The organism is Streptococcus sp. CF8_Ac1-9 (genome assembly GCF_024295565.1).
GTDB lineage: Bacteria > Bacillota > Bacilli > Lactobacillales > Streptococcaceae > Streptococcus > Streptococcus parasanguinis_X.
This window is the reverse complement of record NZ_JANCOY010000003.1, coordinates 68,480-94,253: the sequence shown is the minus strand read 5'-3', so window position 1 is coordinate 94,253 and position 25,774 is coordinate 68,480. Positions and strand designations below refer to the sequence as shown.

At 41.6% G+C, this 25,774-nt stretch carries 26 protein-coding genes, 1 tRNA gene and 1 other RNA gene; 11 read left to right on the top strand and 17 right to left on the bottom strand.

Annotation, left to right across the window (positions count from 1 at the left end; all coding sequences use genetic code 11):
- The first annotated feature begins 5 nt into the window (after positions 1-5).
- Together fimA and tpx are read left to right on the top strand one after the other, a co-directional pair.
- On the top strand, positions 6-935 hold the full coding sequence (gene fimA, locus NML76_RS06380; RefSeq protein WP_023919586.1) for a metal ABC transporter substrate-binding lipoprotein/fibrin-binding adhesin FimA: 930 nt from the start codon (positions 6-8) through the stop codon (positions 933-935).
- Positions 936-1,013: 78 nt separating this feature from the next.
- Positions 1,014-1,508: a thiol peroxidase gene (gene tpx, locus NML76_RS06375; RefSeq protein WP_049491046.1), complete on the top strand. Its 495-nt coding sequence runs from the start codon at positions 1,014-1,016 to the stop codon at positions 1,506-1,508.
- 34 nt (positions 1,509-1,542) lie between these two features.
- Here tpx and NML76_RS06370 read toward each other — a convergent pair whose 3' ends face one another.
- Complete coding sequence (locus NML76_RS06370; RefSeq protein WP_049491047.1) at positions 1,543-2,568, bottom strand: DUF3114 domain-containing protein; 1,026 nt, start codon at positions 2,566-2,568, stop codon at positions 1,543-1,545.
- A 124-nt stretch (positions 2,569-2,692) separates the two neighbouring features.
- Between NML76_RS06370 and NML76_RS06365 the strand changes: the two genes are divergently transcribed.
- The gene (locus tag NML76_RS06365; RefSeq protein ID WP_254733010.1) at positions 2,693-3,346 is read left to right on the top strand and encodes a metal-dependent transcriptional regulator; all 654 of its coding nucleotides are present in this window, start codon (positions 2,693-2,695) and stop codon (positions 3,344-3,346) included.
- A 21-nt stretch (positions 3,347-3,367) separates the two neighbouring features.
- On the opposite strand, the gene dtd is transcribed toward NML76_RS06365, so the two are convergent.
- From dtd to NML76_RS06330, 7 genes are all read right to left on the bottom strand, one after another.
- Complete coding sequence (gene dtd / locus NML76_RS06360) at positions 3,368-3,811, bottom strand: D-aminoacyl-tRNA deacylase (RefSeq protein WP_195529165.1); 444 nt, start codon at positions 3,809-3,811, stop codon at positions 3,368-3,370.
- Positions 3,812-4,255: 444 nt separating this feature from the next.
- The gene (locus NML76_RS06355; RefSeq protein WP_013904522.1) at positions 4,256-6,475 is read right to left on the bottom strand and encodes a bifunctional (p)ppGpp synthetase/guanosine-3',5'-bis(diphosphate) 3'-pyrophosphohydrolase; all 2,220 of its coding nucleotides are present in this window, start codon (positions 6,473-6,475) and stop codon (positions 4,256-4,258) included.
- A 163-nt stretch (positions 6,476-6,638) separates the two neighbouring features.
- Positions 6,639-7,382 carry a 16S rRNA (uracil(1498)-N(3))-methyltransferase gene (locus NML76_RS06350; protein WP_254733008.1) on the bottom strand — a complete coding sequence of 248 codons (744 nt, stop codon included), beginning with the start codon at positions 7,380-7,382 and terminating at the stop codon, positions 6,639-6,641.
- Position 7,383: 1 nt separating this feature from the next.
- Positions 7,384-8,334, bottom strand: a complete 951-nt coding sequence (prmA, locus tag NML76_RS06345; RefSeq protein ID WP_148130441.1) for a 50S ribosomal protein L11 methyltransferase — start codon at positions 8,332-8,334, stop codon at positions 7,384-7,386.
- Between the two features lie 10 nt (positions 8,335-8,344).
- Positions 8,345-9,241 carry a GIY-YIG nuclease family protein gene (locus NML76_RS06340; protein ID WP_254733006.1) on the bottom strand — a complete coding sequence of 299 codons (897 nt, stop codon included), beginning with the start codon at positions 9,239-9,241 and terminating at the stop codon, positions 8,345-8,347.
- Positions 9,238-9,681, bottom strand: a complete 444-nt coding sequence (locus tag NML76_RS06335) for an NUDIX hydrolase (protein ID WP_195189937.1) — start codon at positions 9,679-9,681, stop codon at positions 9,238-9,240. The genes NML76_RS06340 and NML76_RS06335 overlap by 4 nt, the downstream gene beginning before the upstream one ends.
- Positions 9,682-9,693: 12 nt before the next feature.
- Positions 9,694-10,164 (bottom strand): DUF3013 family protein, encoded by a 471-nt coding sequence (locus NML76_RS06330; RefSeq protein WP_195189938.1) that lies wholly within the window; start codon positions 10,162-10,164, stop codon positions 9,694-9,696.
- Positions 10,165-10,278: 114 nt separating this feature from the next.
- Here NML76_RS06330 and NML76_RS06325 point away from each other — a divergent pair, with 114 nt between their 5' ends.
- From NML76_RS06325 to NML76_RS06315, 3 genes are all read left to right on the top strand, one after another.
- Positions 10,279-11,550: a replication-associated recombination protein A gene (locus tag NML76_RS06325; protein WP_049473120.1), complete on the top strand. Its 1,272-nt coding sequence runs from the start codon at positions 10,279-10,281 to the stop codon at positions 11,548-11,550.
- Positions 11,551-11,616: 66 nt separating this feature from the next.
- A non-coding RNA gene (gene ssrS / locus NML76_RS06320) (6S RNA) lies at positions 11,617-11,809 on the top strand.
- Between the two features lie 5 nt (positions 11,810-11,814).
- Positions 11,815-11,887 (top strand) — tRNA-Lys (locus NML76_RS06315).
- 86 nt (positions 11,888-11,973) lie between these two features.
- On the opposite strand, the gene NML76_RS06310 is transcribed toward NML76_RS06315, so the two are convergent.
- From NML76_RS06310 to NML76_RS10265, 4 genes are read right to left on the bottom strand one after another with little or no spacing between them, the layout of a single operon-like run.
- On the bottom strand, positions 11,974-13,113 hold the full coding sequence (locus NML76_RS06310; protein WP_015605872.1) for a site-specific integrase: 1,140 nt from the start codon (positions 13,111-13,113) through the stop codon (positions 11,974-11,976).
- A 1-nt stretch (position 13,114) separates the two neighbouring features.
- A complete protein-coding gene (locus tag NML76_RS06305) occupies positions 13,115-13,303 on the bottom strand; it encodes a DUF3173 domain-containing protein (protein WP_000369785.1) in 189 nt (62 codons plus the stop codon).
- An 11-nt stretch (positions 13,304-13,314) separates the two neighbouring features.
- A complete protein-coding gene (locus NML76_RS06300; protein WP_002885728.1) occupies positions 13,315-14,292 on the bottom strand; it encodes a replication initiation protein in 978 nt (325 codons plus the stop codon).
- Between the two features lie 45 nt (positions 14,293-14,337).
- Complete coding sequence (locus NML76_RS10265) at positions 14,338-14,520, bottom strand: hypothetical protein (protein ID WP_080551212.1); 183 nt, start codon at positions 14,518-14,520, stop codon at positions 14,338-14,340.
- A 207-nt stretch (positions 14,521-14,727) separates the two neighbouring features.
- On the opposite strand from NML76_RS10265, the gene NML76_RS06295 reads away from it, so the two are divergent.
- From NML76_RS06295 to NML76_RS06275, 5 genes are all read left to right on the top strand, one after another.
- Entirely contained in the window at positions 14,728-15,237 is a 510-nt protein-coding gene (locus tag NML76_RS06295; RefSeq protein WP_254733004.1) for a helix-turn-helix domain-containing protein, read from the top strand.
- Between the two features lie 315 nt (positions 15,238-15,552).
- Positions 15,553-16,563, top strand: coding sequence for a YeiH family protein (locus NML76_RS06290; protein ID WP_003009857.1), 1,011 nt, complete (start codon positions 15,553-15,555; stop codon positions 16,561-16,563).
- Positions 16,564-17,081: 518 nt separating this feature from the next.
- The gene (locus tag NML76_RS06285; protein ID WP_225305933.1) at positions 17,082-17,498 is read left to right on the top strand and encodes a helix-turn-helix domain-containing protein; all 417 of its coding nucleotides are present in this window, start codon (positions 17,082-17,084) and stop codon (positions 17,496-17,498) included.
- 218 nt (positions 17,499-17,716) lie between these two features.
- On the top strand, positions 17,717-18,232 hold the full coding sequence (locus NML76_RS06280; protein ID WP_003004261.1) for an HdeD family acid-resistance protein: 516 nt from the start codon (positions 17,717-17,719) through the stop codon (positions 18,230-18,232).
- Between the two features lie 608 nt (positions 18,233-18,840).
- Positions 18,841-19,374 carry a hypothetical protein gene (locus NML76_RS06275; RefSeq protein WP_049474411.1) on the top strand — a complete coding sequence of 178 codons (534 nt, stop codon included), beginning with the start codon at positions 18,841-18,843 and terminating at the stop codon, positions 19,372-19,374.
- Between the two features lie 135 nt (positions 19,375-19,509).
- Here the strand turns inward: NML76_RS06275 and NML76_RS06270 are convergent, their stop codons facing one another.
- From NML76_RS06270 to groL, 5 genes are all read right to left on the bottom strand, one after another.
- A complete protein-coding gene (locus NML76_RS06270) occupies positions 19,510-20,217 on the bottom strand; it encodes an ABC transporter (protein WP_195529158.1) in 708 nt (235 codons plus the stop codon).
- Positions 20,214-20,894 (bottom strand): ABC transporter ATP-binding protein, encoded by a 681-nt coding sequence (locus NML76_RS06265; RefSeq protein ID WP_014712801.1) that lies wholly within the window; start codon positions 20,892-20,894, stop codon positions 20,214-20,216. The genes NML76_RS06270 and NML76_RS06265 overlap by 4 nt, the downstream gene beginning before the upstream one ends.
- 289 nt (positions 20,895-21,183) lie before the next feature.
- Positions 21,184-22,272, bottom strand: coding sequence for a sensor histidine kinase (locus tag NML76_RS06260; RefSeq protein ID WP_254733002.1), 1,089 nt, complete (start codon positions 22,270-22,272; stop codon positions 21,184-21,186).
- A 228-nt stretch (positions 22,273-22,500) separates the two neighbouring features.
- Positions 22,501-23,235, bottom strand: a complete 735-nt coding sequence (locus tag NML76_RS06255) for a response regulator transcription factor (RefSeq protein WP_254733000.1) — start codon at positions 23,233-23,235, stop codon at positions 22,501-22,503.
- 900 nt (positions 23,236-24,135) lie between these two features.
- Positions 24,136-25,761 (bottom strand): chaperonin GroEL, encoded by a 1,626-nt coding sequence (gene groL / locus NML76_RS06250; RefSeq protein ID WP_003004647.1) that lies wholly within the window; start codon positions 25,759-25,761, stop codon positions 24,136-24,138.
- Positions 25,762-25,774 lie beyond the last annotated feature (13 nt).

Here is a 25,774-nt window from a genome sequence, read left to right as displayed (position 1 = left end):
AACACATGAAAAAAACCGCTTCTATCCTCGCCCTCTTTGTGGCGCTCTTATTTGGTCTGTTGGCCTGTAGCAAAGGCTCTTCTTCTGGAGCTTCTGGTAAATTGAAAGTGGTCACCACCAATTCAATCCTTGCAGATATAACTAAAAATATTGCTGAGGATAAGATCGATCTGCACAGTATCGTTCCTGTCGGCAAAGATCCTCACGAGTACGAACCGCTTCCAGAAGATGTCAAAAAGACTTCGCAAGCAGACCTCATCTTCTACAACGGGATCAACCTCGAAACCGGTGGCAATGCTTGGTTTACTAAATTGGTCAAAAATGCCAATAAAGTTGAAAACAAAGACTATTTCGCAGCTAGCGACGGAGTCGACGTCATCTACTTGGAAGGCCAAAACCAAGCTGGAAAAGAAGACCCTCACGCTTGGCTCAATCTCGAAAACGGGATCCTCTACGCTAAAAACATTGCCAAACAATTGATCGCAAAAGATCCCAAAAATAAGGACTTCTACGAAAAAAATCTAGCAGCCTATACTGAAAAACTTAGTAAGCTCGACCAAGAAGCCAAACAAAAATTCAACAATATCCCAGAAGAGAAGAAGATGATTGTAACCAGTGAAGGCTGCTTCAAGTACTTCTCCAAAGCCTACGGCGTCCCATCTGCCTATATCTGGGAAATCAATACGGAAGAAGAAGGGACACCTGACCAAATCAAAACGCTGGTAGAAAAGCTCCGGCAAACCAAAGTACCGGCCCTCTTTGTCGAATCCAGTGTCGATGAGCGTCCTATGAAAACTGTGTCTAAGGATACCAATATCCCGATCTATGCAAAGATCTTCACTGACTCGATTGCCAAAGAAGGAGAAAAGGGCGATAGCTACTACAGCATGATGAAGTGGAACTTAGACAAGATCGCAGAAGGATTGAGTCAGTAGACCATTCAGATTTCTAAACAAATCAGTGGTCCCTCCACCGGTATTGCGGTACAATAAAAACAAAAAAGGAGTCTTTTTATGGCAACATTTTTAGGAAACCCTGTGACCTTTACCGGATCTCAACTTCAAGTAGGGGAAATGGCCCATGATTTTTCATTGATCACTCCAGCTCTTGAGAAGAAATCTTTAGCTGATTTCGCTGGCAAGAAAAAAGTCCTCAGCATCATCCCATCTATTGACACTGGTATCTGTTCCACTCAAACACGTCACTTCAATCAAACCTTATCAGATATGGAAGACACTGTCGTCTTGACGGTCTCTGTCGACCTTCCTTTTGCTCAAGGTAAATGGTGCGCTGCTGAAGGGCTCGACAATGCCATCATGCTCTCAGACTACTACGACCATTCCTTCGGGAAAGCATACGGCCTCTTGATCAATGAATGGCACCTACTTGCGCGTGCTGTCTTGGTCTTAGATGCGGATAACAAGGTTACTTACGTTGAATACCTAGAAAATATCAACAGCGAACCAAATTACGACGCTGCAATCGAAGCCGTCAATGCGCTTGGATAAATGAAAAAAGAGGTCTGCGACCTCTTTTCCATTGCTATAAAATCCGATGAAGTCCATTCTGTAGGAGGACGCGCCAGCGTAAGCGAGGGATGCCTCTGAGGAAACTCCGCACGCGCTGTGCCACTTGTTGCTTGTAGCTCTTGCCTCCTTGTGCAAAGACCCCTTTTCGACTCCAGTAGCCTTCGACACTGCGATCATTTTTAGGGGCTAGATAGCGAACACCTTGACGATAAAGGACCTGCTTCCGAAAGGCTGGGTCCCAAGCTTTGACGGGGTCAATATCTAAGTCCTTATGGGTCCGTCCCCTAGCCAGCCCGTAGTTAAAACTAGCCCCATTGACAATGCCATTTTCAGAAACTTCTACTGGATCGACTTCATTGAGAAAACGCCCGGCTTGATCGAGAATATACTCCGTATGAAAATTTAACAAGACCTTGAAATTGACTTGTTGGGAGGCCCCTGATGGATAATGAAGGTGACCATCTGGCCCTAGGGAGACCTTATTGTGAAGGCGGGCAGCTGCATAAGCATCCACCGTGACCGCTCTAGCCTTTTGTATGTAAGCTTGTAAGGCCTCCTCGTCAGTCTGTCCAGCTCTGGCCTTATGCGTCCGAATCCATTGGGCTTGGTAACTTGAAAGTAGGTAGCGTAACTGGTGAACCTGGCGTTTCAAGAGCTGATCTCCCGACTGATCTGCTAAGGGATCCTTTTCAAAGGCGATTTGCACGACGTGTGAAAAAGCCTTCCAAAAGTCGGAACCTGGCGGACAATCTGGAGACATCCTACTCAGAAGAAAGGCTGTTTCTTCACAAGTTCCGGACAGGTCACTTGGCATAAGAAGAATTTTCATGACTCCCCTCAGCAAGTCTTGGGCAGCCGTTTCCGTTAGATCTTTGATCTCTTGAAACCACATGTTTTGAAACAGAGGACTGGCAAAGAAAAAGACAGACTGGTATTGTTCTTGGTAGGCTTGTGGATCTTTCAATCCCTGCAAGTGCTTCTCTAGATAGGCTAAACTACTCTCTCTCCAGCCTAATCTCACTAATTCCCGTCTGTTCATAGTGCCGTCCTTTCTATGCTACTATACTACCATCTTTTGGAGCTTGAGACAATTCTCATTACTCCACTAGCGTTTTTGAGGATATTTTTGATATACTAGAAGTGAGCGAAGAAAAGAGGAAAGCATGACACCAAACAAAGAAGATTACCTCAAGTGCATTTATGAAATTGGCACAGAAGTAGAAAAAATTAGCAACAAGGAAATCGCGAGTCGCATGCAGGTCTCTCCACCCGCTGTGACCGAGATGATTAAGCGCATGATCTCAGAGGGTCTCTTGGTGAAGGACAAGTCTCGTGGGTATTTGCTAACGGATCTAGGATCGCAGTTGGTCTCTGATCTCTACCGCAAGCACCGCTTGATCGAAGTATTTCTTCTGGAAAAACTTGACTATACAACTGAAGAAGTCCATGAAGAGGCAGAAGTTCTCGAGCATACCGTTTCTGAACATTTCATTGACCAGCTGGATCACATGCTTGGAACTCCTAAGACCTGCCCTCACGGTGGGACAATTCCAAAGAAAGGCGAAAGGCTTGTCGAAGCCTACCAAGACCGTCTCAGCGAAGCGATCCAACCTGGTCTCTATATTCTGCAAAGGGTCCATGACACCTATGAATTGTTAAAATTCTTAGACCAGATCCATCTCCAGATTGGCGATACCATCGCGTTTCAACGGTATGATGACTACACAGGCCTCTATCACTTCGTTATCCATGATCAAGAAATTTCTATCAACCAAGTGATCGCCCAACAACTCTATATCGAAAAACATGCAGTCTAACCCGACTGCATGTTTTCTTACTTATGGATTTTTTGTATCTAGCAAAATCGTCACTGGACCATCATTGATCAATTCAATCGCCATATCGGCTCCAAAGATCCCTCGTTTGACAGGGACTTCTTTTTCTAATTGATCATTAAAGGCATCATATAACTGACTGGCCATCTCTGGCTTGGCAGCCCCTATAAAAGCAGGACGGTTGCCTTTTTTTGTCTCCGCAAAGAGGGTAAATTGAGAGATTGACAAGATTTCTCCTTGGATATCTTTGACCGAAAGATTCATCTTATCTTCCTCATCTGAGAAAATACGCATCTGCGATACCTTGCGGACCGCATAATCTAAATCCTTCTGGTCATCTTCAGGACCGACACCTACTAGGAGCAGCAAGCCTTGCTGGATCGCATTGTAGACTTGACCATCAATGGAAACCGAGGCACTCTTGACCCGTTGAATCACTAATTTCATTTTATTATCCTATTTTATAAATCTATCGAGCATTCACTGCTAACCTTGAAAGAACGTCAACCACAGACGACGAGCTAACCAAGCAATAAAAGAGTTCTGAACATATCCTAGCTTCTTCAAAGAAAATCGACATCAAACAAGGCAGTGAGACGCAGGTATATTATCTAAAAATCAAAGGCTGTTCAGTTGCTTTTAGTGCGAGGCAGCGAGACGAAGACAGTACTGAAGTACGGCAAGGCGAGCTAACGAAGCAATAAAAGAGTTCTGAGCACATCCTAGCTTCTTCAAAGAAAATCGACATCAGACAAGGCAGTGAGACGCAGGCATACTATCTGAAAAGTAAAGGCTGTTCAGTTGCTTTTAGTGCGAGGCAGCGAGACAAAGACAGTACTTAAGTACGGCGAGGCGAGCTAACGAAGCAATAAAAGATAACTGAGCAGCCGATTAGCCGTTGGTACGCTTAACAGAGTACACCTCCGGCACACTCTTAATCTTATCCACAACTGTTGTCAACATAGACAGGTTTGGAATCCCAAAGGAAATGTGGATATTGGCAAATTTCATGTCTTTGGTTGGTTGGGCATTGACAGTTGAGATCATCTTAGCTGTATTGGAGAGGACTTGGAGTACATCGTTAAGAAGTCCGGCACGGTTGAGTCCATAAATATCGATATGGGCGATGTAGTCTTTAGTCGTGTTGTTATCTTCCCATTCTACATCAATCAAGCGTTGCTCGTAGTTGTCTTGAGCGCGAAGATTCATGCAGTCTCGGCGGTGAATCGCGACACCACGTCCTTTGGTGATGTAGCCGACAATTTCATCGCCTGGAACTGGGTTACAGCACTTAGCAATCCGAATCAAGAGTCCAGAAGCTCCTTGGATAACCACGCCACCTTCATGACGGACCTTCAAGGTGTCTTTTTTATTTTCAACCTTGACCTCGCCACCTTTGACCAGCTCTTCTGCTTCTGCGCGTGCCTTGGCCCGCTCTTCTTCTCGGCGCTCATCCTCCGTCAAGCGGTTAAAGATGGTAATAGCCCCAATCTCTCCAAAACCAATCGCCGCAAACAAGGCTTCTTCTGTCTTATAGCTTGATTTTTGTAGCACTTTGTCCATGTGCTTTTTATCCATGAACTTATTGGCTACCAAGTCATGCTCGTGGAATTGGGCCATCAAGAGGTCACGGCCACGGTTAATCGACAATTCCTTGTCTTGATTTTTAAAGAATTGACGGATCTTGTTGCGCGCCTTGCTAGTTTTAACAAGGGTCAACCAGTCACGACTCGGACCAAAGGAATTGGCATTGGTGATAATCTCCACCTGATCTCCTGTCCGAAGTTTGGTATTGAGGGGCACCATCCGGCCATTGACCTTGGCACCAATCGCTTTTTCCCCAACCTTGGTGTGGATCTCATAGGCAAAATCGATCGGTCCGGAATCTTTGGGAAGCGAGCGCACGGTTCCGTCTGGAGTGAAGACGTAAATCTCTTCTGCCAGGATGTCTTCTTTTACATTTTCTACGAATTCCTTGGCATCGCCTGACTGGTCTTGGAGCTCCATCATCTCCTTGATCCAGTTCATCCCAATAGCAGATTCCTTACTGTTGACTTGACCTTTGATGCCTTTTTTATAGGCCCAGTGAGCCGCAACCCCGTACTCAGCGACTTCGTGCATTTCCTTGGTTCGGATCTGGAATTCAATCGGTCCTTTAGGGCCGTAGACAGTCGTATGGATGGACTGGTAGCCATTGGCCTTCCGGTTGGCAATATAGTCCTTAAAACGCCCTGGCATTGGCTTCCAGAGCTCATGGATGTAGCCTAGCATGGCATAGACATCGCTTGGAGTATCCAGGATACAGCGGATGGCAATCAAGTCATAGATTTCATCAAAGCGCTTCTTCTTATCCTGCATCTTGCGGTAGATCGAGTAGATATGCTTTGGTCGGCCATAAATTTTTCCATGCAAATGGCGTTCCCCAGCATAGGTCTCAATCTTGTGGACGACTTCTTCCACCAACTCTTCTCGCTCGCGACGTTTTTCCTTCATCATATGAGAAATCTTGTAGAATTCTGTCTCATTCAAATAACGGAAAGACAAATCTTCAAGCTCCCACTTGACACTGGAAATCCCGAGACGGTGGGCCAGTGGCGCATAGATCTCCATGGTCTCACGCGAAATGCGTTCTTGCTTATCTTTGCGCAAATGCTTGAGGGTACGCATATTATGCAAGCGGTCAGCTAATTTGACCAAGATTACACGAATATCTTGAGACATGGCCATGAGCATCTTTCGATGATTTTCAGCCAACTGCTCTTCGTGGGACTTGTACTTGACCTTCCCGAGCTTGGTCACCCCATCGACGATCACACGCACGTCATGACCAAATTCGCGCTCTAAATCATCTAAGGTTGCATCCGTATCCTCCACGACATCATGCAAAAAGCCACAGGCTACCGTCACAGCATCCAGTTTCAGCTTAGCAAGGATTCCTGCCACTTGAATCGGGTGAATGATATAAGGCTCACCAGACTGACGGAATTGACCACTATGGCAATCAACTGCATAGACCAAAGCCTTTTGCACAAAAGCAACATCCTCAGGTGATAAATATTTTTTTGTAAGGGCAACGACTTGGTCCCCAGTTAAATTCTCTTCTTTCGGCATGTATTTTCTCCAGTTTCTTGGATACTATTTTAACACTTTTAGAAGCAGATGGGAACCAATGAAGCTACTTTAATATACGGATACTTCTCGAAGATCATTCTGGGATCCACCTTGCTTTCATCATTCTTGTAAAAAAAACTAACGAAGCGATTCCTTCACTTCGTTAGTTCATTAATTCTGTAACAACACTCACGGCGCTAAGAGCATAGAGTGGTGCTGTTTCTGCTCGTAGGATGCGAGGACCAAGTCCTGCAAGGACTGCTCCTTTAGCTGTAAAACTTTCAGTTTCTGCAGGGGAGAGACCGCCCTCTGGTCCAAAGATCAAGAGCAGTTTACTTCCAGCTTCTAAGCCTGTCAGCGACTGAAGTAAAGCTGCCACCTCACCTTCTTTTGCTGACTCTTCATAAGCCACCACGATCCGGTCAAACTGGTCAAGTTGTGCTAGAAAGTCAGACTTTTTCTCAAAAAGGGTAATGCTTGGGAGCAAATTCCGCTTGCTTTGCTCGGCTGCTCCAAGGGCGATTTTTTCTAGTTTTTCGACCTTCTTGCCCAATTTTTTACCGTCCCACTTGGCAACGGACCAGTCTGCAGGGAAGGCCCAGATTTGGCTGGCACCCAGTTCCGTTACTTTCTGAGTGATGAACTCGAGCTTGTCTCCTTTGGGAAAGCCTGATGCGATGGTCACTTGAATTGGCAATTCTACATTGTCAGCCAATTCCTCAATCAGCTCCAACTGACGCGCCTCCACATTGACCACGCGCGCCAAACGCTTGATCCCATCATCAAAGACTAGAGTAACTTCGTCATCCTCCTTCAGGCGCATGACCTGAAACATGTGCTTGCTGGTTTCCTTGTCCTCGATAGTGACAGGTGATACGGCAAGACCTTTTACAAAATACTGCTGCATGCTAGCCTCCAATCACACCGGAGACATCCTTGGTCTTCTTGAAGACGCAGGCATTCCATTCCCCTTGGATCATGTGGGTTTCAAGGAAAAATCCAGCCGACTCAGCCGACTCACGCACCATGTCCCACTTGTCCTTGATAATGCCACTCATGATCAGGTAACCTTCGTCCTTGACCAAACGATAAGCATCCTCTGTCAGATGGATAAGGATATCTGCCAAGATATTGGCCACGATGACATCTGCCTCAATCTCCACGCCTTTAAGCAAATCGCCTGGGGCTACATGAATGTTTTCCATGCCCGGATTGAGCTCAATATTTTCCTGAGCGACTCGAACCGCTACATCATCCAAGTCATAGGCAAAGATTTCCTTGGCACCAAGAAGGGAGCTAGCAATGGAAAGGACACCTGAACCAGTTCCTACATCTAGCACTGTCTCCCCACCACGGAGAACCTGCTCTAAGGCAAAGAGGCTCATCTTGGTTGTCGGGTGGGTTCCTGTTCCAAAGGCCATACCAGGATCCAGCTTGATAATCTTTTCTCCCGCCGTTGCCTCATAGTCTGTCCATGACGGCACGATGGTCAAGTCATGAGTGATACGAGCTGGTTCATAGTATTTCTTCCAGTTGTCTGCCCAGTCTTCCTCAGCCAAGGCAGTCGTCCCCATCTTGACCTCTCCTAGATCCATAAAATCCGTCAATTCTGCTAAGCGAGCCTGCAAGTCCGCTTCAACCGCTGCTACATCAACCGTTTCCGGGTAGTAGGCCGTCACCACGATTTCTTCTTGCTGCTCGACATCAGGAAAAATCTCACCAAAGCGGTCGACATTTCCCACATAATCCATGCTGTCTTCGATTGCTACCCCTTGGGCGCCTAACTCGATCAAGAGATTGGAAACCAACTCCTCACCCTCACGCTTCACTGTAACTTTTAACTCTTGCCATGTTTCCATCTGATTCTCCTTAACAATCCATTGTTTCTTCTAATTCTTTTAAAGTCTTACCGTCCTTATTTTTCCAATCCGTTCGTCCATTCGTATTCATTCCTAGTACAAAAGCAGCTGCATAAGATGGACTGGAGAACAGTTGTTTTTCTTGTAAAACACCATCTTTAATCACATTTGATTTGATTAATTCCTTACGCAATTCTTTTAGACTAGCTGGTATTGCGGGTGAATCAACCTCATCCACTTGACTGCCTTCTAAAACAACAAAACCTTCCGAAGTCTGTTCGCAGATAGCTTCAATCATTCGATTTGATTTCTTTGTTTTTCGCTTCAAATAGAGATAAGTTGAATTTTCATCAGAAACATTCTGATCCGTTTTCTTGGTCATAGGAACAAACACTCGGTACCCTAAGGTTCCTACAATCATCAAAGTATTTTCTACAACCTCATCCAACTCAGACTGCTTTTCTTCTGTTACATTCCCAGAATTGGGCTCATTCCCATTTTTGACAATAAAGCGCCCCGCGTCCTTTGCTAGTTGTGTAAATTTATTTTCCAAGTAACTAATTTCTGTGGGACCAAAGGAATTATTCTGCGTCGTCAAAATAATCACATCATTAAAATAATCTGCATGGTTATCACGAGTATGTTCCTGAACACGTAAAAGGACACCTTCACCATTTTTGCGATTCATCGCCTGCCCAATATAGGTAACATCCTTTTGCTTATTTTCATCACGACCAAATAAGAAATAAATGCCACTTTGCTTCATTTCGTCACGTGATTTTAAATCTGATAATTGAATGCGTGGAATTTTATAGATCACACCTGTCCAATTGGACAAGGTACATTTGATTATACCAGTAACTTCTCCATCCATGAGAAACATGTTGATATTTTTACTACGCTTCATCCTAATTTCTTCTCCACATAATCTCTCACTCGTTCTTGCAATTGGGGAACAACTCGATCTGACTTTAAAAACTCTTCAAAGCTCACTAACTTATAGCCCTGTCCCTCATCTCCAAAGTCAATGTGTTCAAACTCTTCTTTGGCTAGATTGCCAACTAGAAAAACGAACTGTTTTTTCTCATCCAAGAGGCCAGGATAGATCCCAGACCAGATCACTTCCTCTTTCGACAGTTGGATGTTCAATTCCTCATAAACCTCACGCGCCACACACTCAAAAGGACTTTCGTCCCCTTCGCGACCACCACCTGGCAAGTCCCACATATTGGGGTAAGGAATCGTTTCTTTATCATCGCGCAAAATGGTCAAAATTTGCCCATCACAAATCAAGGCAATCTTACAACCCGTAAATTCAAACCGTGCTTCTATGCAATCCTCAAGCATGAGCTTTCCCTCCTAGTATCTCGGATAGGGATAAAAGGCGCTTTCTTCCAGGCCAACTTTGCCTTCTTCAAAGACTTCTTGGTTCCAGACGATCTCAAAGCTCTCTGCTTCTTCGTCTGCTAAGAAATCCATGAGCTCATCCAAGGCCAGCTCAGCTGTATCTCTAAGGAAAGTCGCAAAATAGGCTAGAAACTCACGAGACAAGCCTTTTTTAGGCTCATAAGGAATCGCTGTTAAATAGGCATCTTCGTCCACATGCGACTTGGCTGGATTGTAGAAGATAACGGCTTCTTCAAAGAAAATATCCTCATCAGATTCTTCGCCAGCTTCATCAACCAATGCAACCCCGCCTGTGTTTTGCGCTTCCAAGAGAAAAGCCACTTCTACCGCATGGTTTTTCTTATCCCAATTGATCTCAAAATCAAAGGGAAAAACCTTGTCCATCTCCTCTTCTAAAACATCCAAAAATCCGTATTTAGACATAGCGTCCTCTTTCTAATTTCCCACTCTTAGAGCGGAATATGTTACAATAGTTACTACAATCTTACCATAAAAAACGCCTCTTTGAAAGGAGACAAAGCTAGAAAGGAGAAGGAAATGCCCGACAATCTCGCACTCCGTATGCGACCACGAACGATCGATCAAGTCATCGGTCAACAGCATCTGGTCGGAGAAGGCAAAATCATTCGTCGCATGGTCGAGGCCAATCGTCTGTCCTCTATGATTCTCTATGGACCTCCGGGGATCGGAAAGACCAGTATTGCTTCTGCGATCGCAGGAACGACTAAGTATGCCTTTCGGACTTTTAATGCAACTGTTGACAGTAAAAAACGCCTCCAAGAAATCGCAGAAGAAGCTAAATTTTCTGGTGGCTTGGTCCTGCTTTTGGACGAGATCCATCGCCTCGATAAAACCAAGCAAGATTTTCTCCTGCCATTGCTCGAAAGTGGTCTAGTCATCATGATCGGTGCAACGACTGAAAATCCCTTTTTCTCAGTCACACCCGCTATTCGTAGCCGCGTACAAATCTTTGAGCTGGAGCCTCTAACAACGGAGGAGGTCAAACAGGCACTGAAGACAGCGCTAGATGACCCCGAGCGTGGCTTTGACTTTCCTGTCGTGCTTGACGAGGATGCTTTGGATTTCATCGCTACCTCGACCAATGGAGATCTTCGCTCTGCCTTTAATTCTCTCGATCTAGCGGTGCTGTCGACCTCTGAAAATGCAGAAGGGATTCGCCATATTACGCTAGAGATCATGGAAAACAGCCTCCAGCGCAGTTACATCACCATGGATAAAGATGGAGACGGCCACTACGATGTGCTCTCTGCCCTGCAAAAGTCTATCCGTGGTTCGGATGTCGATGCCAGTCTTCACTACGCCGCTCGTTTGATCGAAGCTGGAGATCTACCCAGCCTAGCTCGTCGCTTGACCGTCATCGCCTATGAGGATATCGGCCTGGCCAATCCAGATGCGCAGATCCATACCGTAACAGCCCTTCAGGCAGCGGAGCGCATCGGCTTTCCTGAGGCCCGCATTCTCATCGCCAACATCGTCATCGATCTAGCCCTTTCGCCTAAGTCCAACTCAGCCTACGTTGCCATGGACAAGGCGCTAGCTGATCTTAGAAGTTCTGGCAACCTTCCCATTCCTCGCCACCTCCGCGATGGTCATTATTCCGGAAGCAAGGAACTGGGAAATGCGCAAAACTATAAATATCCCCACAACTACCCTGGCAACTGGGTCAAGCAAGACTACCTGCCAGAAAAGCTCAAACACGCTTCCTACTTTATTCCCAATGAAAATGGCAAGTACGAGCGTGCTCTCGGAGCCACCAAGGAGAAGATTGATCAATTTAAGAAAAAGTGACATCGGTTTCAAAAAAATGAGATTTTTTCTTGAAATATTTCCAAAATGTGGTATCATATACATATAGAAACGCTGTGGTGTACGAACTCACACTTAAGTGTTGACCGACTATTTTTTGTATTATTAGGGAAACAAAAGACTTCTGGCAGTATGCAGGCCGTTTCACGCGGAAGCAGCTAAGTCAGAGCGAGTTGCCCACCTGCTTAATTGCGCGGGTTCAATACAAATCGTGAAGTTTCGGCACCAATACAGCTTTTTATATTTGCCTCCTTAGCTCAGTTGGTAGAGCAGTAGACTCTTAATCTATGGGTCACAGGTTCGAGCCCTGTAGGGGGCATCAAACTTCAACAGTAAAAGCCTTGATAACCAAGGCTTTTTTGCTTGTCTATAACTGATTTGCCCCATCATTTGCCCCACATTTTTTTATGAGCAATCTTTCCAGACATCTCTGATTTGATTAAATTCTTCAAAAATTTTCTCTTCTAAAGTGTGTCCATATACTTCTACTAACATTGAAATATCTCTATGCCCTAAAATTTTTGCAATAACTCCAAGGTCAAATCCTTTGTGCCAGAGGTAGCTTCCATAGGTATGACGTGCTCCTTTTGTCGTGATAATTGGATAAATATCTAATTCATTTAAAAGAACACTTAAAGCTTTATTGACACTTGCAATATCTGGTACCAAGTGAATATATCCATAATGCTGAAAAATCATTTTATACCTATTCTTGATTCCTAGCTCTTTATTAGCTTTCTCCTGTTCAATTTTTAGGACTTGTAATATCTTAATACATTCTTCGTCTATCGGTACCATCCGAATAGACGTTTTGTTTTTTGGAGGGACAAATTTATGAGAAAGGGTATTAAACCTCCTATATGTTTTTAGCAGTCCTCTGTCAAAGTCAACTTCATTCCAAGTTAACGCTATTAGCTCTCCAAACCTCATGCCTGTTTTTAATAGAAAATAGACGATATAAGGAACAATTGAACGTTGGTAATCGAATTTTCTCTTTACTGCTAAAAGTAAATCCAGATAGTCCTTTTCTGTATGTAAATATTTCTCTTCTGTCATCTGTTGTTCTTTGGATGAAAACAACTCGACATGTTGTGTAAAATCATCTATTAGAACTTTGTCAGCAATTGCCATTTGGATGCTCTGATGAATTCCAGTATTCAACCTACCAAGAAAATTTCTACCAACTGTTTGACCATACTTATTCATTATTCTTTGGTATTCACTCGCACGAATTTGAGTGACTTTTTTATTTCCAAATAATCTTTCAATTGTGTTTTTACGGAGAAGATATTTTTTCTTTGTTTCTTCCGACCTACTACTCGGTAGAATTTTTAGTTCAAGCCATTCTTGATATAGATCGACAAGAGAAATATCTCTAGAAATTCTTTTCCCTAAACGAAGTTCTTGCAGAATCGGTTCAGCTTCTGACTCTGCAAGTTTTTTTGTTTTAAAACCGCTATTATGAGCAACAGTTTTTCCTTCGTTACGAATTTCATAAGTCCATAAATTACTATCTCCTCGCTTTCGGTAACGAACACTTGCCATATTACGCCACCTCTGTTCCTAGAATCTCATTTACAACACTTTTTGGAACAACCATCAAACGTTTGCGATTATAAAATGTATAGCCTCGTGATACAAGTAATTCTCTTGCCTGATGGATGATATCATTTGCAGTGTGAGGGCGATAGCCCATTTCAATTAATTCTTTGTTGCTAATTAAATTATTATCCATAGTTATCCTCCTTATTGATTTTCTAAAGTCAGAAACTCACCTACAAGTAGTTGTAATTCTGTATTTAATTTAGGGAGATTCTGTATTAATACTTCTTTTAATTCTTCCGCAAATTGGTTCGTTTCTTCTCTCAATAGTTTGCGGACTCTTGTTTTTTTCTTTTTGATGCTGTCTGATTTTAAATTTGGAAAAGCCAATGACAACAGTTCAGGATTGTTGAGAAAGATAATTGTAAATGCTCTTTGCTCCACTCGAATATGATCTAGCTTATAAAATCCGAAATTATCAAGTCGATTCATAATATCTTGGACCATCTCCTCCCCAATCGCTTTGGTTCTGAGTTGGAACTCCAATCTCCACCAAAACGGATTTACAGCCAAATCTAGCTTCTCTTCACGCTTGTGAGCAATGATTTCTTTATTCTTATCATATAACCTAACTTGTACATTACTACCGCTAGAACCCCAATATTTCGTCTCTAATTCGCCCCCTCGACCATAGAAGACCTTATGGGTAACACCACCTTTAATATGTTGCAAATTAACGATCTCAGGCCTGTTGAGAATGTCAAATGCCAAATCAAAACGAGACAATCGTACCGTCAATGAATTCAATCTGGCAAAGTACATTAATTGCCTCCATACTTTCATTCCATCAAATTCTTTTAAAGTGTTAGGATTGAAATCAATCCGAATCAATTGTTCACCTCCATAAGTGGATAATTGAAAAAATATAATATTGATTGAATCATACTCATTAAAATCTTTAGCTAAAGTAAAGACATCATCTCGCACGTTATCATGTATTTCAAATGAGTCAACTCTTGTACTTATTGCCTGTTTCAGATTTTTGAAAATTCGTCTTAGGGAACCCGTGTCTGTATCCCAGATAACCGTTAATCTATCAATACTGACATCTAACCTCTGTACTAATTCTCCTATTTCACATCGTTCTTGAATGCTTCTTAAATCTTGTATAGAAACCAACAAAATTGTCCCCCCTTCTTTTAGATTTTTTAGGTCTCAGAAACACCGTCAAATCAACGTTTGCTCGTTCCGTCGTTCTTTGGACGTTGTCCTAAGTGTACCTTTTTGCTGGCTGTTAGAATAGCCAGCTTTTGCTTGGCTAGAAATTGTCTGGACGGCAGTCCGCAGGACTTCGCCTGACTTCCCGTCAGGCTCGTCCCTTGTCCTTGTCCACACAATTTCTAGCTCCAAGGCTTCGAATAGTCATAAGTCATAGTCTCGTCTTCAACTTCCTCCTCACTCACTATTCCTAAACATATGAGCTATTTTGTATCATTTATAACTTATTTATAAGTTATAAATATATTTTATAAAAAATATTTGGGGTAGTCAACTAAAAACTTGATTTGTAAGTTTACAGGTGATAAAATAAGTTAAAAATAAAAACAGGAGTTTCCCATGACCTTTATTATTCAAAATTTTGGACCCAATTTGGCACGACTACGCATAGAAAAAGGAGTAAGTCAAACTCAACTAGCTGAAGACTTAGGAATTGGTAAACAGTCCATCTCTGATTATGAAAAACAAAAAAGCTATCCTACCTTTGCAAATTTAGATAAGATAGCAGAATATTTTAATGCAACTCCAACTCAACTTTTTGGAACTAGTAAAGAGATTGAATTAGAAAAGAGTGTTCTTGAATCGAATGAATACTCTGATAAAGTAAGTGAGATCTTAAAGGCTGTCAAATACATCGAAGATTTTCTAGAAACTGATGGACAGTACTTAGAGGATTTACTTTACCTAACAAGAGGCAACCAACTATACACAGAAGATGGAGATGAGTTGTATATTGATCCAACTTCTCAGAAAAGAACACTTCATAACCAATATGAACCTGGTTTTATTGTAGCAAGGGATAAATCTCCACTAGAGCTCTTAATTGAAAATAAGGACCTATTAGATTAAAAAAAGCGAGGATATGTACTGATCCCAAAAGTTAGATTTTTTCTGTCTAACTTTTGGGGTGCAGTACATTTTCAACTCTCTTATTTATTTTCTTATCTCACATAATTACTTCACATATCCAGGCTCATCAAATTCATTTTTTTCAATAACATATGCCACATTTGCATCCTTATTGATCAAAGAACATATATCTATTAAACTACAAAAGCTCTCTGACCGCAAAATTCCGTTAATTTACAACCTTATTCCTACTTTCTATTTTACTTTTCTGACAGATAAGATTATAATAAGAAGTATTTATTTTCGGAGGTTTTTATGTCATTTCTATCAAAAAATTGGGCAGGACTGTTAGTCTGTCTGATCATTTCTATCATCTCTTGGGTTTTAGGAGGCTTTCTGCCTGTTGTGGGAGCACCTGTTTTCGCCATTTTTATCGGAATGATTCTCTACCCCTTTCTCACTCCCTATAAACAACTGGATGCTGGTTTGACTTATAGCTCCAAAAAATTGCTTCAGTATGCTGTTATCTTACTTGGTTTTGGACTCAATATCTCTCAAGTTTTCGCAGTTGGAAAATCTTCCCTTCCTGTCATCCTTTCGACTATTTCTATCGCTTTAATTATTGCTTTCTTTTTCCAACGATTTTTTAACATGGATACAAAGCTAGCTACCTTGATTGGGGTAGGCTCTTCTATCTGTGGCGGTTCTGCCATTGCAGCGACTGCTCCTGTTATTCACGCCAAGGAAAAAGAAGTAGCCCAAGCCATTTCTGTTATCTTTTTCTTCAATGTCTTGGCAGCTCTTATCTTTCCAACTCTAGGTTCTTGGCTCCATCTCTCCAACGAAGGTTTTGCTCTCTTTGCGGGTACTGCGGTCAACGATACTTCCTCTGTAACAGCCACAGCTAGCGCCTGGGATAGTCTGTATCATACCAATACTCTAGAATCTGCAACCATTGTCAAACTGACTCGTACCTTAGCTATTATCCCTATTACTCTCTTCCTCTCCTATTGGCAAAGCCGTCAACAAGACAACAACCAAGGAGTAAAGCTTAAAAAAATCTTCCCCGTTTTCATTCTCTACTTCATCCTAGCTTCTCTGCTAACTACCGTCCTTACTTCTTTTGGTGTTAGCAATAGCTTCTTTTCACCTCTCAAACAGCTCTCCAAATTCCTCATCATCATGGCTATGAGTGCTATTGGTCTCAAAACTAACCTCGTTGCTATGATCAAATCCAGTGGAAAATCCATTCTTCTTGGAGCCCTTTGCTGGATTGCTATCATCCTGACTAGTCTTGGCATGCAATTACTCATCGGTATTTTCTAAGAAAAAAGGGAGCCTAAAGGCTACCTCAGAACGTAGACAGACGTCATTTTTGGCGTTTGTCTTTTTGTATGTTCAAAGATATTTTGTCTTATCATCTACTATTCCATCCAAAAATCTGATTTAAAGCAAAATAAAAAGGGATATTCCCTATCCATTTCGATAATTTTTTCATTAATTTGTTTTTCCATTTTATCCTCCGATTAGTCTCGCACTGATATTTATTGATAACAACACTATATTTCTAGTATAGCATAATCATTAGATATTATAGGTTTTCAAACCAAATGAGAGTCATTCGTTTTTGCCCCATTTTTAAATCATGACATTGGAAATACCTAAAAGTACTTCCCTAAAATCACTTATATTTCAATATTTTTAATTACTCTCAATATGAAAATCCTTTCCAAATCCATGCAGGGGGCATCTAAATCAACAGGAAAAAGCCTTGATTTATAAGGCTTTTTTGCTTGTCTATAACTGATTTGCCCCATCATTTGCCCCACATTTTTTTATGAGCAATCTTTCCAGACATCTCTGATTACGAAAAACAAAAAAGCTATCCTACCTTTGCAAATTTGGATAAGATAGCAGAATATTTTAATGCAACTCCAACCCAACTATTTGGAACTAGTAAAGAGATTGAGTTAGAAAAGAGTGTTCTTGAATCTAATGAATACTCTGATAAAGTAAGTGAGATTTTAAAAGCTGTCAAATACATCGAAGATTTTCTAGAAACTGATGGACAGTACTTAGAGGATTTACTTTACTTAACAAGAGGCAACCAACTATACACAGAAGATGGAGATGAGTTGTATATTGATCCAACTTCTCAGAAAAGAACACTTCATAACCAATATGAACCTGGTTTTATTGAAGCAAGGGATAAATCTCCACTAGAACTCTTAATTGAAAATAAGGAATTGTTTGATAAATAGAAAAAGCGAGGATAACCTCGCTTCAGATTGAAGTTAAAATCTTTAGAAGACACTTTTATAAGGACTTTGTCTTCAATCTGTGAAAAGGAGTGAAAACTCCTTTTCTTTTTGTAAGTCAGACTGAAACTTCCAAATTGTTTATTTATTTTATTGACATTTTCTATAAAAATAAGTACAATAGTTTTATTAGCAAACTATACTATATAGGGGGTATTGAAATGAAATTTTCTAATCGTTTACTGCTATTCCTTGCAGGAGTTGTTTTTGTCCTTTTAGGACTTTTCCTATTTACAAACCCAGTAGCTAATCTTGTTGCTTACAGCTGGTGGATTTCATTTGGTTTACTGGTTTCTTCTATAGCAGCTATTTTAGGCTATTTCTCTGCACCAAAAGAGCTTCGCTCACCTGTTTATCTTTTCCAAGGATTTGTTAGTCTTCTCTTAGCTCTTTACCTCGTTGCTTATGGCTTTGTGACCCTGCCGGTCGTCATTCCGACCATTGTAGGAATTTGGTTAATTGTAGAAGCCATTATTGCTTTCTTTAAAGGCAATCGTCTAAGATTGATTTTCCCTATTATTGGTAGCAATATCATGTGGGTAGCCTTGCTTGAATTTTTACTAGGTCTAGTGATTCTGTTCAATCCAGTGGCTACAGGTGTCTTTGTCGTTTATGTCATTGCCTTTTCATTTTTAGTTACTGGCTTCACCTACATTATTGAGGCCTTTCGTAAATAGTCTAGTTGCTATTTCTATCGCATTCAAAAAAGCTGGGAAATCATATTCTCAGCTTTTTCGTCTCTTTAATTATCACTTTTTCGCATTCCATTCTACGTAGAAATTTGTTTTTCCATTTTATTCTCCAATTTGATCTCGCACTGACATTTATTTATAACAAAACTATATATCTAGAATAGCATAATCATTAGGTATTATAGGTTTTCAAACAAAATACGAGTCATTCGTTTTTGCCCCGCTTTTGCCCCATTTTTAAATCCTGACATTGAAAATACCTAAAAGTATTTCCCTAAAATCAGCTATATTTCAACATTTTTGTTTATTTTCAATATGAAAAGTTCTTACAAATCCATGTAGGGGGCATTTTTTATGCACAAAAAGCCTTGAAAACCAATGCTTTTTGCTTATTTCAAAAGCATTGGCTCATATTTTTATATACTATAATGTAGCTTACGAAGTTAAATCATTCTGCACCATTGTTATTCCATTTAAAATAAAAACCAGCTTTGAACCCTACCAAACATTTGACAGCTCTTCACCGAATCCGCTATGATAAGGGTACTTGAAATTCCGAGTTTTCATAGCATTTAAAATGTAAGGAGTCCAAAATGAAAATCTATTATTCAAAATATGTCGGTGGTGGCTATCTACTCTTTGCATCGGCTATATTCATTCAAATTTTCTTTCTTCTCTTACATGGATTGATCGACTTTTCTCAACTAAATCTTCTCACTGTGATTCCAACCGTCCTCTTTTTCGCTGCTATCTACGCAACAATTGCAGGCATCAAAAGACTGACTAGCCACAGAGTCTCCTTTGAATTCACCTTTGAAGGTATTGAGGTCTATCCCGGACTCTTCTTCTCAAAAGAAATCTTCATTCCCAAAGAAGAATTGTTGCGAGCATCGTATGTTGAAGTGGACGTCAGCGACCCTGATCATGTCAACAGCAAAGCTTGCTATTTAGATTTTAACCTCAGAGAAGTCACCCAGCTAGAAGATATTTCTAAGTCAAACATCATCATCAATACAAGCACCTTGAAATTGCGTCTCGCCCTTAGCCTCTGTCGATTTAGAGAGGAAGAAAAAGCCGAGTTAGCGACCTATCTAAAAGAAAACTACGGCATTGATTTTTTCTATTAGCATGTAATAAAAAAGCCCTCCATTAGAACTTTAGAATAGCAAGATCTTTCCAAGCACTTGAAGGAAGAGTACAGAAGAACCATTTTATAGCAAAGAAAAAGCCTTGAGTTGTTCTCAAGGCTTTTTTAACTGCTCTTAGTTCCCCATTTCCCCTTTGGGTACGAGCAGATAGAAAAATAGCAAATTCAATGCAAATACGGCAACAAAGAGTCCTAATTGGGTAGCATCAATCGTTTGTTTCTCGGTCAAATCTTGGATCAGCTTTGTATAATAATAGCCTGGGAAAGCCCGTTGTAGCTTGCCAACCAGGTCCATAAATCCTCCACTTGCGCCAAGCGTATCAAAGGGAATAATGGTCATAGCGGCCAAAATAATGACAGGAAAGCCAATGGTATCAATCGTCTTGGCATCTACCCTGACCCCAAGAACAAAGCCAATCACGCTAAAGTAGATCCCCATCAAGGATAAGAGGAAAAATTGTACCAACAGGCTAGTCGTCACCGGAAAGTGAAAACATAAAACAGCAACTACTAGCACTGCTAAAAAGATCAAGCTGTTCAAAATCAGTTGTACGATCGATTGATCCCATAAATAGTTCTTGACACTATAGCTTGTAAAGTGGGATTCAAAAGAATAAAACCCGATATCTGAGGCGATCCGCTTACTAAAGGTTGCAAGGCTATTGCCAATGACCCCGATAAATACGGCAATACCTAATAAAATACTTGGCGAAACCCCTTTTTGAAGCTGATAAAAGAAGATATACCACCCTATGGGTAAAATAATGGTGAATAATACAAAGCGCTTATTTCGTAAAACTTGTTTTAATTGAATCTTTTTCATGCTTGTTCCCCTCCTTTATTCATCTCTTCTCGGAAATACTGCTCAATGGTTTGACCAGCCTGGTGAATATCCTCAACAGCCTTTGTTGCAGCAATTCGACCATCTTTTAAAATCAATACTTTTGTAAAAAAGGCATCAATTTGGTTAAAATCATGGGTCACCACAACAGATGTAAATTCTTGCTGCTCCAGCAATTTCCAAAAATTATCCACTGCTTCCAAGTCCATGCCAGTCGTTGGCTCATCTAAAAAAATCAACTTTGGATGATTCAAAATGGTTAACAACAAGGACAAGCGTCTCTTTTGACCACCGGAAAGACTTCCCACCATCTGCTCTCTTGATTCTCTTAATTCGACCATCTCTAAGAGTCCATTGATATCAGCCTGCTTCAGCTGATTCATCCGGCTTTTTAATTCGACGAATTCAGCAACGGTTAGATCCTCGATGAGCAGATCCCCCTGAGGCATCATCCCAATCTCTCTTTGAAAATCAAGCGAAGTCTTTATCGTCCCCGAATCAGCCTGGAGCTGTCCAGCGATAATGTTGAACAGGGTGCTTTTACCTGCTCCATTATTTCCCAGCAAGGCAATTTTGTCTCCTTCTTCTATCGAAAAAGACACCCCCTTTAATACAGCTTTCTCCTTAAACGATTTTGTAATAGATGCTACCTGAAACATAGGATCCCTCTTTTCTTATTGATCTTGTGTCCATTATACGTCAAAGAGAAAGCCTTGGAGGCTCTCTGTCAGAATCTGTCAAAAAATCGTCGTGAATGGTCAAAAAAGAGGCTGGGACAAAAGTCCTAGCCTCTCAATTATTTTTGGATTGTCGAGCAAGGCGCAGTGGTTGAGTGGGCTCTACTACGCTGATTTCATCAGCTTTTACAGCCCTACTCAACTGTGCGGAGGTGGGACGACGAAATCGAATTCTAACGAATGACCGATTTCTGTCCCACTCTCTCTTCTATTATTCCTTCCAAAAGGTCAGGCTCTGAGTAAATCGGTAGTTTGAACTCTTGGTAGACACTGTCGTTTTGGGATACTTTTCCAGTAATTGTTGGATCTTGTACAAGCCAAGACCGCGACCATCTCCTTTACTCGAGTAGTCTTTTTCAAAAATTCTCGCTAACTCTATTTTTTCAGCTTTTGTACTATTTTCAACTATTAAGATGAGGGAGTTCGTCTCCTGGAGCATGGCAAGGATCAGCTGGGGGTCCTCTGATTCGAGACCCGCTTCGATAGCATTGTCACAAAGGATGGATAAGAAGGTGATGAAATCTAAAACCTCGATGAATAAATCACGAACAGGTTCATCGATCTCGACAGAGATCCCAATCCCTTTATTTTGAGCCTCCAATAATTTTGCGGATAGAACACTTTTTACAGCTGGATTTTCGATGTGACTGAGTTTGGCAATATCAAACTTGCTATTGTAAAATTGCTGGCCACTCTCTCGAAGAACATTCTCATAGACTTCCCTGATCGCATTGAGATCTTCATGCTCAATACTTAATTTGAGACTTGTTAAAATATTCAGGTAATCATGACGAAAGGCACGAATCTCCCCATAGAGCATTTCGACGTGTTGGCTATAGGTGGCTAACTCCTGCAGTTGCCTATCTTTTTGCTCTAGAATCTCTTGTTTCAATCGTTCTTTGGACACTGCATTGAAATACAAGAGCATCACAAAAAACAAAATCAGATAAATACTATTTAACTGTTCCCGTAAAGCATCTGCATGTGGAATAGCATCCTCAAAAACCACCAGACCTACAACACTGACTAAATACACAAACATGGAAAGATCCATCGGGAGTAAGAAACGATTAAAATACTGCCGTTGAAACCCTACTTTTAAATCTGTAAAATCTAGTTTTAACAATTTAGTGATTCCTATATAAACAGGAAAGACCAGCAATTCAAGTAGAGCATCATACCAGCTGACAGATGCCTCATGAACAAGTACGATCCCTAACATTGGAAAGACATAAAAGGCTAAGAGACGCGCAATGAGACTCTCCATGACAACCGGGTAGAGCCCGTAAAAAATATTCAAAAGGTGTCGTATGTTACGATTTCGGTAGAAACTATAGGCAATAAATACTAAGAAATAGCCAAAAAAGCCTACCGGTGGTACAAGGGTAAAGATAATTGCGAAGAGGAAGGGGCACAAAAAGAGCCAGCGCAAGGCGAACTTTTGTCTACTGATATGACGATAGATCAGCATGCTGACGAAGAACTTTAGGTAAAATATTAGAATATCTAACAGCAATTCTTTCTCCCTCTATTTTTTCAAAGCTTCCAGTAAGCCTCTGTACTTGGTCCGTGAGATCAAGCAATTGTCCCCGTTTTCAAAAAAAGCTTTCTTTGTTTCTTTATTAATCTTCGTAATATTTTGCGGATTCACCACAAAGGAGCGGTGGCACCGATACAAGCGGGGATCTGCTTTTTCGATATCGGTAATACTAGCGTAAAATTCCAAGCGCTCTTCCTGGGTGTGTAAAATGACCTTGTGAATGGTTGGAGACGTTTCAACATACAAAATCTTATTAAAAGGAACTTGTACACGCGCCATCGCACTCTCAAACGTAAAGGCATCTTGCGCAATCGTGGTCCCAGCTTGCTCCAAGGTATAGTCGATGGCTGAGCTGATTCTCTCTTTGAACTTTTCCTTACCCAGCGTTTTATCGATAAAATCCAAGGCAGCTACTTTGTACTGAAAGGTAATGGGCATGAATTCAGAGTGAGTGGTGATAAAGACAATGGTCGCATGGGGGTCTTTCTTACGAATCTCTTTTGCGATCTCTAGACCCTTTTTCTCCTCACCTTTAATCTCGATATCTAAAAAGAATAGGTGATGCGCGCCTCTCTCTGTGATAGCATCTAGTAACTGGCTTGACTTCCCAAACACTTCTGGCGCTTTACACTGCAAGGATTTTTGACGGATGAGATCCTGCAAGACCGCTTCGATACGCGATTGTTGGATCCATTCATCTTCTAACACAAAAATCTTCAACAAAGTCCTCACTCCTTCCCCTCGACGAATATGTTCTATTTTACCATAAATGATGCCTACTGAGCCACTCTTTCAAAGGAGACTCAAAGGCCTTCTACTTTTTTTTCTTAACAAAAAAACTCTCCCGGAGGAATCCGGAAGAGCTTGCGCAAGGGGAATTTGAAAAATATTTATTAATATGAAAAAGGTCGATAAAATCTATGCTATGTTCAAACTCTCATTTTACTAACAGCGATATTACGATCAAGTTTTATTGTCAATAGACATGTATGTGGGAAGTTCTCCCCTTGCAACAATGTAGACCTGTGATCTACTCTTACTAGTATACACTAGAATTATTACAAAATCAGTTAATTTGTATTGCAATTTGTTGGCAAATATCCCTCTGCCTGAAAACACCGCAAACACCGGATTCCCAAGCATCTACGCAAGTCCTCTTTAATTAGTATTTATCATTTCTGTTACAAAATTTAAAATAAAAATATTATTCCATAACAAATAAAAATCCCAAAGCACGATAAAAAGGGAGCGAGACAGAATGAGTTTTTATAAAAACTCGTTCGTTGTCTCGCCCCCGCAAGGCTGATTAGAGCTCTTCCGAGCTTAAGAAGCGAAGGGAGAGCACAATCAGCTACTGCGTCATTCAGCTCACCCTATGATTGGTCGCGAAGATTAGAAAGAATCTTCCACTCCCTTTACGCTAGTAAGACGATTAGGTAGGCCGCACAATAGCGGCTGGCGTCAAATGATGAGAGGCAAGACCTCAATCATGTAACGGTTACGACAGAAAATAAAGAAGGCCGACAATGCCTTCTTTGTTTTCTTAGTAAGACACTTCGGCAAGGCACCATAGTGCTTGCCGTAGCCTAATGAGGTGCTTCAGCACCCATTAGACTAAGTGTGTTACATCATCCCGCCCATCATGCTTGGATCCATTCCTGGTCCTGCTGGGGCTGCTGGTTCTGGTTTGTTGGCTACGACTGCTTCGGTCGTCAAGATCAGACTCGCTACGGAAGCGGCGTTTTGAAGGGCTGAACGGCTCACTTTAACTGGATCGATGATTCCTGCATCAATCATATTCACCCATTCACCTGTTGCAGCATTGAAACCTGTTCCGACTTCGGCATTTTTCAAGCGATCAATCACAATAGATCCTTCGTAACCGGCATTGTGGGCAATTTGGCGCACTGGTTCTTCCAAAGCACGAAGAACGATATTGCGTCCGGTCGCTTCATCCCCTTCCAATTCAAGGGCTGCGACTGCAGAGATGACATTGACAAGGGCTGTACCACCTCCGGCAACGATCCCTTCTTCAACGGCTGCGCGAGTCGCATTAAGGGCATCTTCGATACGGAGTTTCATTTCTTTCAATTCTGTTTCTGTTGCAGCACCAACCTTGATTACGGCAACACCACCAGACAATTTGGCCAAACGTTCTTGTAATTTTTCACGGTCAAATTCAGAGGTTGTGGTTTCGATTTGTGACTTGATAACAGCCACACGGTTAGCGATCGCTTCTGGGTTACCAGAACCTTCGACAATGACGGTACTGTCTTTATCGACTGACACTTTAGCTGCTTGCCCAAGGGCTTCAATGGTTGCATCTTTCAATTCCAAACCAAGATCGTCTGTAATGACTGTACCACCAGTCAAGATGGCAATGTCTTCTAGCATGGCTTTGCGGCGATCTCCAAATCCTGGTGCCTTGACAGCTACGACATTAAAGGTACCGCGGATCTTGTTCAAGACAAGTGTTGGAAGAGCTTCGCCATCGACATCATCTGCGATGATCAAGAGTGGACGGTTGCTTTGAAGAATGCTTTCCAACAATGGCAAGATTTCTTGGATATTTGAAATCTTCTTGTCAGTGATCAAAATGTATGGATTTTCAAGGTCTGCCACCATTTTTTCATTATCAGTGACCATGTATTGTGAAAGGTAACCACGGTCAAACTGCATGCCTTCAACGACTTCCAGTTCTGTTTCCATTCCACGTGACTCTTCAATCGTGATAACCCCATCTTTGCCAACTTTTTCCATGGCTTCAGAGATGTACTCACCGACTTTTTCAGAACGAGAAGACACAGCAGCTACTTGAGCAATGGCTTCCTTGCTCGATACTGGGATCGCATTGTTTTTCAAAGCTTCTACTGCTGTTGCAACAGCGGTCTCAATCCCACGGCGGATGCCAATTGGGTTAGCTCCTGCAGTGACGTTTTTGATTCCTTCACGGACGATGGCTTGAGTCAAAACAGTTGCGGTCGTTGTACCGTCACCTGCGATATCATTAGTCTTAGAAGCCACTTCTGACACCAATTTGGCACCCATATTTTCAAAATGATCTTCCAATTCGATTTCTTTTGCGATAGTTACCCCATCATTTGTGATCAAGGGTGAACCAAATGATTTTTCAAGAACAACATTGCGTCCTTTAGGGCCCAACGTAACTTTCACTGTATCTGCTAAGACATCGACACCACGGACCATTGCAGAACGTGCATCAGATGAAAATTTAATATCTTTTGCCATTTCTCTTACCTCT